A 13964-nucleotide genomic window follows, 5' to 3' on the forward strand; every position below is an offset into this window, starting at 1 on the left:
ATTAAAAAAAGGAGCTCTTTTTTTTACTGCTTCTTCCCCCAAGTCCAAGTGCACCAAGTAATCCACGTGTTAGTGCACCTGCAACGGTAACGCCAATACTTCGGGTAACCGGACTGGCAATTATTTTTTCGAAAGTTGTTTTTTCTTGCTTTTGCGGTTTTCTTACTTCCGTTTGCTCTTGCTGTTCCACCGCATTCTTAATTTTGGCATTCAGCATTTCAAATGCACTTTCACGGTCGATGGTTTCGGCGTATTTTTTTACCAAGGGAGACGCAGCAATTAAGCTACTAATTTCAGCCTCGTTTAAAATATCCATGCGAGAAGTTGGTGGGCAAAGCAAAGTAGCAACGAGCATAGTTGGATTACCTTTTTCATTTAAAGCAGTTATCGCAGCTTCGCCGATTCCAAGGCTGGTAAGCAATTCATCTGTTTTATAAAAATCGGTAATGGGATAATTTTCGGCGGTGAGCTTTATCATTTTTCTATCCACGGCTGTAAATGCGCGTAAGGCATGTTGCACTTTTAAGCCAAGTTGACTTAATACTGCTGACGGAATATCACTTGGATTTTGGGTGCAGAAAAATATTCCAACTCCTTTGGAGCGTATTAATTTTATGATACTTTCAATTTGATCTTGTAATGCCTTACTCGCTTCCTTAAAGATTAAATGCGCTTCGTCAATGAATACTACTAATTTGGGCTGATCTAAATCCCCTTCTTCCGGAAAAGTCGCATACACTTCTGCCAACAGGCTAAGCATAAAAGTGGAGAAAAGCTTTGGTTTATCTTGAATATCGGTGAGGCGCATGATGCTAATTATTCCTTTTCCATTTTCATCAATGCGTGTTAAGTCCTCCACATCAAATGATTTTTCACCAAAAAACAATTCAGCGCCTTGTTGCTCTAGTTCCACAATTTTTCGAAGGATGGTTCCTGAGGTAGCCGTGCTTATTGCCCCATAAGCTTCAGTAATTTCTGCTTTGCCGTCGTTGGTGACATAATTCAATAATTTTTTAAAATCCTTTAAATCCACTAAAGGCAATTGCTTATCATCGGCATACTTATATACGAGTGCAACCACACCTTGTTGGGTGTCGTTCAGTTCTAATATTTTTGAAAATAGCACAGGGCCAAATTCCGAAACTGTTGCTCTGAGGCGCACGCCATTTTGCTGGGAGATGCTGAGCAGTTCTACAGGAAAGCTTGCAGGTTGGAAAGGCACTCCAATTTTGGCACTTCGCTCTTCAATTTTAGGATTTGTGCTACCGGCTTGGGCAATTCCACTGAGGTCGCCTTTAATATCCATCATCAATACCGGAATTCCATTTTTCGATAATCCTTCTGCAATATTTTGTAGTGTTTTGGTCTTACCGGTACCGGTAGCGCCTGCAATTAAGCCATGACGATTCAGTGTTTTTAAGGGAATTTTAACTTCACTTCCGGATAAGCATTCCCCATTTAAAATTGCTGCACCTAAATGTAAAGAGGCTCCTTTGAAAGTATAATCTAATGCAAGCTTTTCGATAAAACTTTGTTTAACATCCATAAAATTTAAAAATTAGAAAAGCGACAAATTTATAAATTCAAGCCAAAGTTAGGGGTGAAACTTGACTAAATATGAATTGCAAATTCATTTTGTTTTTTACCAAATATAGGTTAAGTTTGTCCCAATATACTAACTATAACCTATTTTAATATGAGAAACAATTTATTTGCTGCTCTTTTATTGATTGCTTTGCCTGTTACATCTTTATTTGCGCAGCAAAGTGAGAAAATAAGTGTTGCAAAACCCAAGCAAGTAATTTCGGAGTTCGAGCGTAATAATGCTTCCTTTCTTGAAAAAAACAAGGCATTATTGGCTGATTTTGATGAAAAGAAAATTCAACTTCAGCTAAAGCAAAAAGGAGTTTCTTTAGCTGCTCAAAAGGAAATTATTATTGGCAAAAAAATAAAGCATATTCAATCAAAGTTGCATACTGCAGCTCCAAACATTAGTGCCAATATAAGTAATAAAGCCTTAGCAGCCTGCGATAATATTGGATTTGAATTAGGTAATTTCACGAACTGGGATGCCGGTACTGGGGAGTTAACCGGTTTAAATTGGGGATTGTGTCCCAACCCTCCTATTGCTCCATCCGATTATGCACCGGGAGTTATTTTGGGTGTACCGAACGAGAATTCATGGCCTGCTACAACCTCAAGACAAACAATTTTAACTGACCCAAATCGATTTGATACAATTGCGCGTGATCCACAAAACGGTAACTACATGATACCTTATTTAGCTCCGGGCGGATCAGGTGTTTCGGTGCGTTTAGGTAATGCTTCAACGGGTGCAGAAACCGAAAAATTGAAATACCGAATCGATGTTAATACCGGAAACTTTCAAGTGCAGTATAAATATGCTATCGTTTATCAAAACCCAAGTCACCCACAAAATAACCAACCTTTTTTCCAAGCACGTATTCTTGATTCTTTAGGTGATCCATTAAGCGGTCAGAGTTGTGGTGTATTTTGTTATTTTGCGGATGCAAGCAGTCCTGATTTTATTACCCTTCAAGGTGGTACAACCTTTAATCCATTTTCTTTTGACGACATTCAGTTTAAAACATGGTCGGATGTTTCTTTCGATTTAAGTCCTTTTGTGGGTCAAACTGTTTATGTGGAATTTACAACAGGTGACTGTTCTCAATCGGGTCACTTTGGATATGCTTATATAGATGCTGTATGTGGAGGAAACAAATTAACTGTTTCGATTTGTCCAAATTCCGATACTGCTATTGTGCATGCACCACTTGGATATTCCTCCTACGAGTGGCAAGATACTCTGGGTAATGTTTTAGGAAATGAAGATAGTTTAATTGTTGTAAATCCTGTTTTTGGGGATCACTTTATTGCTTTCTTGGGATCAAACGCCAGCGGTACTTGTTTAAGTACTTTAGATGCCTATTTTGATGAATATACCGAAGTACCGGTTACCACCAGTGTTTTAAACTTAGTGTGTAATGGAGTAACCGTTGGAAATGCAACAGCAATCGTTGACCAGTCAGTAATCCCACCTCCTTATACTTATCAGTGGTTTAATTCAAATGGGCAGCCTATACCTAATTCTAATAACGCAGTTTTGCCCACCACAACAGGCGGCACTTTTTGGGTTACGGTAACGAGTCAGGATGGATGTAGCAATTTTTTACCTGATACTGCCGTAGTTAGTTCTCAGCAAAATTATTCGCATGTAACCACCCAAGTAGCTTCAAATACCTGTTTATTTACGCCCGTTCAACTAGAAGTAATAACCACTCCCCCGGGATTAGGATACACTTATGAATGGACACCCAGCAAATTTTTGAATTCAGATACCATTGCAGCTCCTTTGGCTGATATTTATACACCAGGACATTATGTTTACTATATTACCATTACCGGTTCTGACGGATGTCAAAAGCACGATTCTGTTGTATTTACCGTTCAAGCCAATTATCCTCCCGATGCTACCGCATTTGGAAATGCAGAATACACTGAAACTTATTTGTGCCACGGTGATACCGCTCAACTTGGCGTAACATTTGGCCCGGGTACTCCCGGAATTTGTGGAATTGGTCCGGTTTGTACTGGTCCTGTAAAACAAACACAAATTGGTATGTCTTCATCTACTTCAAATACAACTAGTACTTATCCTGCTCCTTTCGGAAGTTTTTATCAAAACACTAAACAACAGTATATTTTCCATGCGGATGAGTTATTGGCTGCCGGAATTAAAGGTGGTTTAATTAATGGTATTGGATTTAAAGTTAACGGCATCTCGAGTCCATTAAACAACAATTACACAGTAAAAATGGGCTGTATTAATCAAATTGAATTTGATCCTACTAACCTACAATTTATTGATACTTTATCTTTGGTTACCGTATATAATCCTAAACAAACTAATACAGTTATTGGTTGGAATACCTTGGATTTTGACCAATCGTATGCTTGGGATGGAATTTCTAATTTATTAATTGAAACGTGCACCGGCTCTAATAATTTTGCCCTAGGACAAAATTCAATTTCTCCTTATACTTCTACTTCATTTAATTCTTGCATGTTCCGCAGAAATGATGTACTACCAAATACGATTTGCTCTGACATACTTATAAGCCCTGCCACACAAGGCGGTGTAAGTACAAAACGACCAAACATTATGTTCCATACCTGTGGGTACCCTGCCGATACTGTAAATGTTTCCTATAAATGGATACCTAGTGATGGATTATCAAACGATACCCTTCGCAATCCAATTGCTTCACCAAGCATTACTACAAACTATTCACTAGTTATTACAGATAAACTTCATGGTTGTATTGATACTTCACAATTTAAAGTGGTATTGCCACCAAATGCAGGTTTAAGTGCTGATCCAGCTGAAGGCCCTGCTCCGTTAGCGGTAAACTTCACCAATTCTTCAGATACCAGCTTCACCACCTTCCTTTGGAATTTTGCGGATGGTGCTGTATTCCTAGCAACTGATCCAAACAATACTGCGCATAATTTTGAACAAGCAGGTGAATACAATGTAATGCTAATTGGAACAAGTGCACAAGGTTGTACAGATACTGCCACTGCTTTAGTTCGTGTTCTTACGTCAGAATTAAATGTGCCTAACATCTTTACACCAAACGGAGATGCTGAAAACAATGAGTTTAAAATCAACTCTCCCGGAATTGAATCTTTCTCCGGTGTTATCTTTGATCGTTGGGGTAAAAAAGTGTTTGAATGGAGCGATCCAAACAAAGGATGGGATGGTAAGAATGCTAAGGATGGTGTGTATTACTATGTAATTAAAGCCACCGGAGTTGACGGCCACCAATACGATGAAAAAGGTAACGTTACCTTGTTACGCTAATTAAAATCATATTTTTAAAAAGCCATTCCTGAAAAGGAGTGGCTTTTTTTATGCAAATAACTCTACTTCCAATTAAAATTACTTAACACTGTTTACGATTAAATTTAGCTACTTTTGCTGTCCGCATGAAGATGTTTAAAAAAGTTATAGCTTATTTTCTGCTGCTGGTAATTTCTCTAGTAGTTGTCCCCAAAGAGCTTATTCACAGCTTTACTGAACACAATGATACTGAGGACAGGGTGCATTTTCCGGATGCACCAATAAGTATAGATGTTGAGCATACGCATTGCGACTTCCTAAAAATTAATGTTCCGCTTTACTGTTTTGAATTTGATTTTACTCAGGAAATTCTTCCTACCACCTATTATAGTTTTACTGCTTATAAAACGCAGTCGATTGTAAGCTCGTGCGTTTTAAACCTTAGCCTTCGTGGTCCCCCGCAATTAGTTTAATAAATCCTCCATTTATTAATTGTTATTTACTAAAGCACGGTCAAATGTGCTTTTTGTAAATTTTTATTTACAACACTCTCTAAAATTATTTTTTAGCAGGCTAATACTAATTCATAACATGTCATTAAAAATAAAAATACAAATAGGAAAGCTGCTATTTCTGCAGTTTTGCATTCCATTTTTGGCTTATGCACAAAATAGCCTTTCAGGAATAATAACGGATTCAAAAGATAAATTACCCATTCCTGGTGTTGCCATTTATTTTCCGGATTTAAGAACGGGCGCCATTACAAATGCAGATGGGAACTACTTGATAAAGAATTTACCCAATGGAAAATTTTCGATTTCTGTAAAATACTTAGGCTACACTACTCAAAATTTAAGTCTTGAAATAAAAGGGGATTTAAAAAAAGATTTCGAATTGACAGAAGGAGTTGTAGAAAGTAAAGAGTTTATTGTAACCGGTGTGTCTCAAGCTACCGAGCGCAGCCGCACTCCTACCCCTGTTTCGCTCGTTCCAAAAGCGGCATTGCTTGAAAACACTTCTACCAACATCATTGATGCGCTTGCCAAGCAACCGGGAATAGCGCAATTAAGCACAGGGCAAGGCATTTCAAAACCTGTAATACGAGGATTGGGATTTAACCGTGTAGTGGTGGTAAACGATGGAATTCGGCAAGAAGGGCAACAATGGGGGGATGAACACGGAATTGAAATTGATGAATATTCGGTGAATACTGTAGAAATTTTAAAAGGCCCTGCTTCCCTTTCCTATGGCTCGGATGCGATGGCAGGCGTAATTAATTTTATTTCCGCACCAACCGCTTTAGAAGGAGAAATTAATGGGAACTTAATTAGCAATTACCAAACAAATAATTCCTTGCAGGGATACAGCGCCAGTGTTAGCGGCAACCAAAAAGGACTGGTATGGAATGCCCGCTATAGCCATAAACTATCCGGTAATTATAAAAATGCTTTTGATGGAAAAGTATTGAATTCAGGCTTTAAAGAAAGCAATTTTAGCGGCATGTTTGGGCTTACAAAAAAATGGGGCTATTCGCACTTGCATGTTGGTTATTACAATTTGTCACTTGGTTTACCCGAAGGGGAGCGAGATAGCATAAGCGGAAAGTTTTTAAAACAAGTTGCATTGAATGATAGCACTTTAGAAACAGTAATAGCATCGCAAAATGACTTGAAAGGTTATACATTTTGGGAACCGCGGCAAAAAATTAATCATGTTAAAATGGTATGGAATAACAGTATTGTTGCAGGCCGCGGAAGAATTGGCGCCTCACTTGGGTTTCAACAAAACATGCGACAAGAATTTGGTGATGTTTTGGCTCCCAAGCAATATGGGCTTTATTTTTTATTGAATAGTATAAATTACGATTTGCGCTATATTTTCCCTGAAAAAAACAACTGGAATTTAGCAACAGGGATAAATGGTATGCAACAAATTTCGCGCAATAAGGGAATAGAATACTTAATTCCGGAATATGATTTGTTTGATGCAGGCGCATTTTTTATTGTAAAAAAATCAATACAAAAATTAGATATCAGTGGCGGGCTCCGATACGATACCCGAACTGAAAACGGAACTGAACTTTATTTGGATTCATTAGGTGTAATGGCATCGGCAAACGAAACAGGTGCGGCACGTAAGTTTGAAAAATTCAACCTTAATTTCTCAGGTATTTCGGGAAGTATAGGTGGCACGTATCAGTTTACAGAATCGGTATTTGCCAAAATTAATGCTTCACGCGGTTATCGGGCTCCTGCCATATCAGAACTGGCATCAAATGGAATGCATGAAGGTACTTTGCGGTATGAACTTGGAAATGTAAACTTAAAACCCGAAACCAGCCTTCAAACAGATTTAGAGTTTGGAATAAATAAAGATCACATTTCACTTGAAGTAGATGTATTTAACAACCGAATTAATAACTTCATTTTTCCTGTTAAACTACTGGCACAAGCCGGTGGAGACTCCATTAGTGAAGGCTTAAGTACTTTTAAATATGTGGCTGGAACGGCAAATTTATTCGGTGCTGAACTGGTGTTGGATTTACATCCGCATCCACTCGATTGGCTGCACTTCGAGAATTCTTTTTCAATTGTTAATGCCCAACAGCTTCACCAACCCGATTCGATGCGCTATTTGCCCTTTACCCCAACACCAAAGCTGCGTTCCGAATTAAAAGCAAGTGGCAAAAGTCTTGGAAAAAAAGTAAAAAATTGTTACGCAAAAATGGAGTTCGAATACTATTTTGCTCAAACAAATATATATTCTGCAGCCAATACAGAAAGTACTACTCCACAGTATTTTCTAATTCATGCAGGTTTGGGAACAGATGTGGTGAATAAAAGTAAAAAGGTATTGTTTAGTTTTTATTTCAGCGCAAGTAACATTACTAATGTAGCCTATCAAAGCCATTTAAGCAGATTAAAATATGCACCCGAAAATTATGCAAGTGGAAGAAATGGAATTTTCAATATGGGTAGAAATTTTTCCTTTAAGCTGATGATTCCAATTGCTTTTAAACAAAATAACTAAATACTTGTTTCTTAAGTTGGAGATTAGTGTCTCCTGTTTTACGGTTAAATTTCTTAGAAAACCTCTGAAAGCTTATGCCTAGGGGGTTTTTTAAGATTTACCCTTTTTAATCTGTACCAGCAATTGCTGAAATTCAGTACTTGTTTGCAGGCTTTTAAATAACTCATCTTTCACCAATCTTTCACTATCCAAAAAACCATTCTTTACAGCCTTTTGCAAAAGTGGAAGAATCAATTGAGGACTTTGTTGTTTCGCAGCCAACATAGCCTGCATATAATACACTTCTGAATTTTCAGGGTCTACTTTTTCATAAAGCAGCAGAAATTGAGAAGCTATTGGCAATTGATTTTGGTTTAAAGTTGAATTGGCTGCCATATACATCATCAAGCTTAAAAAGCTAAGTGTTCGCTTATAAAATAATTTTTCCTCGTGCGAATTTTTTGAATCTTTAGCTTGTGCAGCTAACTTATCAATTTCAGAAAACCACCATCTTGTATCCTTTTGCTGCAAAGCCTCGCGGTAATAATTTTGTGTTTCACTTTCCCTTTTTGCAAGCGATGCCTTTTCGTTAAAAACAGAAATAAGTGCAGGTGATTTTTGAAGTGCATTTCGAGTTGAAATTAAGTTTGCACAATCACTTAAATTTCCAATAAAATCAATTGTTCTTGCTGCCTCTACATAAGCTTCATAGCTCTTACCGCTTCTCTGCAGGGATTCAATTTTAGTTGATTGCTTTGTCTTAAACTCCTGTATCAATAATGTATCCAGAGGGATTAGCTTATTTTCCATGGCACTAAATTCAAACCATAAAAATGCGTTTTCAAAAACTTCAGCACTAGGCCACTCATGTTTTCCTTCAAATAAAATTAAGTTATGCTTCAAAGTTGTTTGATCCAATTGCTTGTTAAGCTCGAACATTTCATTGGAGTTAAAATCTGCTGTACCGGCAAAACCGATAAAATTGAAAGGTAATGTTGTATTGAATTGAAATCCGGCTGAACAGGAAGCCAAACCTGCAAAACCACCTTGCATTGCCATATTTGCTGCTACCCTTGCTCCTCCCGAAAAACCGGTAAGGTACAAGCGATTGGCGTCATAAGAAACACGGGCTTTAACATCTCCAATAAATGCAGCTGCGATGGTTCCAAGGGTTGCAGCATCCAATCCGTTTTTCGAATTGTTAGAAGCAACAAGAATGTATCCATACTTTTCACATAACTTGAAATATAATTCAAGAGGTATCCTACCACCGGCATGCGCGTCAAAAGCAAAAATTACAGGATATTTTTTTGTGGAATCATAATTAGAGGGAAGATATGCTGCATAAGATTGACTGGCATCGTTTGCACACACAACAGGATTTACAAGGCGTCCGTGAGGTATAGAGGAAATATGAACAGGCGCAGATAAAACTGCATTTGAGGCATATTCTGCTTCCTTTTTCTCGCCTTTTGAAGAACAAGAAAATAAGGTAGCAACTATACAAATTGCAAGCAAAGTTTTTATTTTCATTTTGATGTTAAGCATTGAGTTGTGAAAATTAAGAATTATAATTTAGCCAATAATCGTTAATTGTCGGGCAGCCGTCAAATGCGCTAGAAGCTAGTATTTATCCTTGTATCCGAATTTTATCTTCTAAAAATAAGCAGCTAATTTTTAATACAACAAAAACTTTAGTAACAGTTAACTCGTTAATTCTTTAATTAAATTTTATCTTTAAAAAAATGAAAAAATCGGCAAACCTCAAAAAAAGAAGTACCCTCCTTTTGGGAATGGTTATGATGAGTGTCTTTGCATCATGTGCACAGTCGCCCAAGAGCCCCGCAAAAAATTCAAAACCTTTACAAACAATAAATAAAACAATGGATACAGCAACATTTGGTGCAGGATGCTTCTGGTGTGTGGAAGCAGTTTTTCAAAATTTAAAAGGAGTAGTATCACTCGAATCGGGCTTCTCGGGTGGGCATGTAAAAAATCCGGCTTACCGCGAAGTGTGCGAGGGCACAACCGGTCATGCGGAAGTGTGTCAAATCGTTTACAATCCTAAAGAAATAAGTTATGCTGAATTGCTGGAAGTATTTTGGCAAACTCACGACCCTACCCAATTAAACCGTCAAGGGAATGACGAGGGAACCCAATACCGTTCGGCTATTTTTTATCACAGTGAAGCGCAGAAAGAAGAAGCCGAAAAATATAAGCGTGAACTCAATGCTTCAGGTGCATGGAGCAAACCCATAGTAACTGAAATTGCTCCTTTCACTGTATTTTACAAAGCTAACGAATATCACCAAAATTATTACAACCAAAATGGTGATGCACCTTACTGTCAGTATGTTATACAACCTAAAGTAGATAAATTCAAAAAGGTATTTAAAGACAAATTAAAGCCATAATAAATTGCATCTTTGTGCGATACTTATTTTATGATAGCATATAAAAAATTTGAGTTAGCGAATGGCTTGCGGGTCATTCATCACGAAGATAAATCCACTCCACTTGTTTGTCTTAATATTTTATACGATGTTGGAGCCCGCGATGAAGCGCCTGATAAAACAGGCTTTGCGCATTTATTCGAACATTTAATGTTTGGCGGTTCGGTGAATATTCCAAATTACGATGAACCTTTGCAGCGGGCGGGTGGCGAAAACAATGCATTTACAACAAACGACATAACCAATTATTATTTAACTGTACCCGCAGCGAATTGCGAAACTGGATTTTGGCTCGAATCAGACCGTATGTTAAGTCTGGCCTTTTCTGAAAAAAGTTTGGATGTACAACGCAATGTGGTGATTGAAGAGTTTAAGCAGCGCTATTTTAATCAGCCTTATGGCGATGTGTGGCTCCTACTTCGGCCATTAGCCTATACTGTTCATCCTTATTTGTGGAATACCATTGGTAAAGAGATTTCGCACATCGAGCAGGCACAAATGGAAGACGTGAAAAATTTTTTCAAAAAATTTTACAATCCATCCAATGCCATACTTGTAATTGCCGGTAATATTGAATTTGAGGAAGCAAAACGCTTAAGCGAGAGATGGTTTGCGCCGATTCCTGGAACAAAAAAAGCGCCACGAAATTTACCGGTTGAGCCAATGCAAACGAGTGAGCGAAAACTCACAGTAGAGCGAGATGTTCCATTGGATGCCATTTACAAAGCATACCATGTAGGCGCTAGAGGCGATGAAGATTATCATGCAATGGATATGGTTTCGGATATTCTATCAAACGGAAAATCAGCGCGCCTTTATCTCGAACTTGTTAAAAAACAGCAATTGTTCAGCGAAATCAATGCTTATATGACCGGTGATTTAGATAAAGGATTATTTATTGTATCCGGTAAACTTATTAAAGGTGTAAGCTTTGAAGCTGCAGAAGCCGGAATTGAAGCCGAACTCAGCAAATTCAAAAACAATTTATTAGAGGAACGCGAGCTCACTAAAATCAAAAATAAACTGGAAAGTATTTTAGTTTTTAGCGAAATGAGTGTGTTGAATAAAGCCATGAATTTAGCCACTTATGAATTGATGGGAGATGCAGCGCTAATTAATAATGAAACAGAAAAGTACCTGAATGTGAGTGCTGAAAAAATAGCCGAAACGATTCAAAAATATGTACGCAAAGAAAATTGCTCTACACTCTATTACAAAGCAAAACAAGAGTTGATTAGCTGATTAGCCGATTAGCCGACTAGCGGAGTTTTGTATCCCCCGCTGGCGGGGGCAGGGGGTGGTATGGAACGCTGATTTGTGGATTTGTAGATTGAAGAATGAGTGAACTTGATACAGGATTTAAGTTGATTTGAATAACTAATTAATAGTTAAAAAATATAAACAAGTGATAGATAGAACAATTGCTCCGGAGGTAAAACAGATCTCAGAAATTGAATTAATACCTGCTCAAAAAGTAGTCCTGGAAAATGGCTTGGCGGTATATACCATTAATGCCGGTTCACAGGAATTGGTAAAAATGGAATGGATTTTTGATGCAGGAAGCAAATTTGAAACACAAAAATTGGCCGCACGTACTGCGAATACTTTGCTAAAAGAAGGTACTAAAAATTTAAGTTCAGCCCAAATTGCAGAGCAATTGGATTACTATGGTTCCTTTCTGGACACCGACTGTACAAAAGACAAGGCACATCTTACCGTTTATTCTCTCAACAAGCACCTTAGCAATGTGCTGCCGGTAGTAGAAGACATTTTAAAAAATGCTACATTTCCTGAACATGAGTTTGAAGTATACAAACAAAATTCCAAGCAGAAATTAATCGTTAATAATCAAAAAGTAGATGTACTCGCACGGAACCATTTTAATGCGCTCCTCTTTGGCGAAAATCATCCCTATGGTCAAATTACAGAGGCTAAAGATTATGATGCGCTCAAGCTGAATACTGTTAAGGCTTTTTATCAAAATTATTATACTTCAAAAAATTGTTCAATTGTAGTTTCGGGACTTATTCAAGATGAAACCCTGCAACTCCTGCACAAACATTTTGGAACTGATTGGAAGAGTCATGAGCCTGTAAAACCTGCTGCAACACTTGTTTCGTCAAGCGCTAAAAAAGAAAACCTGATTGAAAAGGCAGATGCGGTGCAATCTGCAATCCGGATAGGAAGAGTTTTATTTAATAAAACCCACCCTGATTATTTTGGAATGCAAGTACTCAATACCGTATTAGGTGGTTACTTTGGCTCTCGCTTAATGAACAATATTCGCGAAGACAAAGGTTATACCTATGGCATTGGCAGTGGAATTGCAAGCTTGCAAGAGGGCGGTTATTTTTTTATTGCAACCGAAGTAGGTGTGGATGTATGCAAGGAAGCGGTAAAAGAAATTTTTGTTGAAATTAAAAAACTCAGAGAAGAATTAATTCCGGAAGAAGAATTAGACTTGGTAAAGAACTACTTGCTAGGCACCTTTGTTCGCAGTATTGATGGGCCATTTGCACTTTCTGAAAAATTCATTTCCATTTTAGAATACCAACTGGATTACAGCTTTTATACCGCTTATTTAAACGCCATACGAACCATAACTCCAGCAGAATTGAGAACACTAGCTGCAAACTATTTAAAAGAAGAGGATTTGATTGAATTGGTTGTTGGAAAAAAATAAGATCCGTTTGCTTTTATAAACCAATAGAGAATCCTATTCGGATAATTGGATTATTGTAAGGAGTGTAAACTGATGTATTAAAATTCCAAAGCAGCATGGCATCAAAAAACAAACGCTCACTTACTTCTTGTCGATACCCTGCTCCACCCAGCAAACTATAAATAATAAAGGGTTTTTTATAATAGTCCCATTTTGAGCTTAAACCTTCGTATTCGCCATGTAGGAAAAAATTATCAAACACAAAATAACGGCCAATTAATCTCGCTCCATAAATATTTTGCGTATACACCGGTGGGCGAGAATCCTTATAATAAGTGTAAGTTACGCCCAGTGCAGCAGTAATTTTAGGAGTAATTTTATAACCAATCATGGGCGATACATCAATTAAAGTAATGGTACCGAACTGCAGGCCAAAATTTCCACCGGTAAATATATGTTCTTTAAAATTGTAAGGAGGTTTAACTTCACTTTTCTTCGCTTGCTCCGAATTATAGAAATCGCTTGTATCCTGTGCATTTACACAAAAGGAGACAAAAAAAAGAAAGTAAATCAGCGCACTATTTCTTAGCATACAAAAATTCTTTTCAAAATTAGGATTAACGAAGCGAAAGAAAAAACTAATTTTAGCAAAAAATAGCGCACTATGCGAAAAATAAAGCGGAGGATAAAAGTTCAAAATCAGCAATTTGATATTTGGTTAGGTCTTTCTAAAAAATCGGTCGGTAAAATAAATCTGATAAAACTGCATTACTACCCCGGTAATGCGGATGACCCGAACATGAAACCGGTTGCCATAAAATCAGGCTTTAAAAGTGAACAGGAAGCAATTGAATTTGGTAAAACCTTTATGATTGATTTATATAAAAATGCCATTAAAAGAAATGCAGGTACTGCTTAACAATTCTTACCACTTGCCAATTATCATTTTAATTACCTTCGTAGCATAATTCATAGC

10 protein-coding genes are annotated in these 13964 nt (G+C 37.5%); 7 read left to right on the plus strand and 3 right to left on the minus strand.

All coding sequences use genetic code 11. The features are described 5' to 3' along the window. Position 1: 1 nt before the first annotated feature. Complete coding sequence (locus IPP32_10715) at positions 2 to 1546, minus strand: DUF853 family protein (GenBank protein MBL0048551.1); 1545 nt, start codon at positions 1544 to 1546, stop codon at positions 2 to 4. A 150-nt stretch (positions 1547 to 1696) separates the two neighbouring features. Here IPP32_10715 and IPP32_10720 point away from each other — a divergent pair, with 150 nt between their 5' ends. The 3 genes from IPP32_10720 to IPP32_10730 all read left to right on the plus strand — a co-directional run bounded on the left by IPP32_10720 (position 1697) and on the right by IPP32_10730 (position 7894). Next, positions 1697 to 4885, plus strand: a complete 3189-nt coding sequence (locus tag IPP32_10720; GenBank protein ID MBL0048552.1) for a gliding motility-associated C-terminal domain-containing protein — start codon at positions 1697 to 1699, stop codon at positions 4883 to 4885. Positions 4886 to 5010: 125 nt separating this feature from the next. Continuing rightward, a complete protein-coding gene (locus IPP32_10725; protein MBL0048553.1) occupies positions 5011 to 5337 on the plus strand; it encodes a hypothetical protein in 327 nt (108 codons plus the stop codon). 118 nt (positions 5338 to 5455) lie between these two features. After that, complete coding sequence (locus tag IPP32_10730; protein ID MBL0048554.1) at positions 5456 to 7894, plus strand: TonB-dependent receptor; 2439 nt, start codon at positions 5456 to 5458, stop codon at positions 7892 to 7894. Between the two features lie 90 nt (positions 7895 to 7984). On the opposite strand, the gene IPP32_10735 is transcribed toward IPP32_10730, so the two are convergent. Then, positions 7985 to 9406, minus strand: a complete 1422-nt coding sequence (locus tag IPP32_10735) for a hypothetical protein (protein ID MBL0048555.1) — start codon at positions 9404 to 9406, stop codon at positions 7985 to 7987. Between the two features lie 260 nt (positions 9407 to 9666). Between IPP32_10735 and msrA the strand changes: the two genes are divergently transcribed. From msrA to IPP32_10750, 3 genes are all read left to right on the plus strand, one after another. Next, entirely contained in the window at positions 9667 to 10287 is a 621-nt protein-coding gene (gene msrA, locus IPP32_10740; protein ID MBL0048556.1) for a peptide-methionine (S)-S-oxide reductase MsrA, read from the plus strand. Positions 10288 to 10317: 30 nt separating this feature from the next. Beyond that, the gene (locus IPP32_10745) at positions 10318 to 11568 is read left to right on the plus strand and encodes an insulinase family protein (protein MBL0048557.1); all 1251 of its coding nucleotides are present in this window, start codon (positions 10318 to 10320) and stop codon (positions 11566 to 11568) included. A 163-nt stretch (positions 11569 to 11731) separates the two neighbouring features. Further along, positions 11732 to 13009, plus strand: coding sequence for an insulinase family protein (locus tag IPP32_10750; GenBank protein ID MBL0048558.1), 1278 nt, complete (start codon positions 11732 to 11734; stop codon positions 13007 to 13009). Positions 13010 to 13022: 13 nt separating this feature from the next. Here the strand turns inward: IPP32_10750 and IPP32_10755 are convergent, their stop codons facing one another. Then, positions 13023 to 13580 carry a hypothetical protein gene (locus IPP32_10755; GenBank protein MBL0048559.1) on the minus strand — a complete coding sequence of 186 codons (558 nt, stop codon included), beginning with the start codon at positions 13578 to 13580 and terminating at the stop codon, positions 13023 to 13025. 72 nt (positions 13581 to 13652) lie between these two features. On the opposite strand from IPP32_10755, the gene IPP32_10760 reads away from it, so the two are divergent. After that, positions 13653 to 13907, plus strand: coding sequence for a hypothetical protein (locus IPP32_10760; GenBank protein MBL0048560.1), 255 nt, complete (start codon positions 13653 to 13655; stop codon positions 13905 to 13907). Positions 13908 to 13964: the final 57 nt, after the last annotated feature.

This window comes from Bacteroidota bacterium (assembly GCA_016721765.1).
Taxonomy (GTDB): domain Bacteria; phylum Bacteroidota; class Bacteroidia; order UBA4408; family UBA4408; genus UBA4408.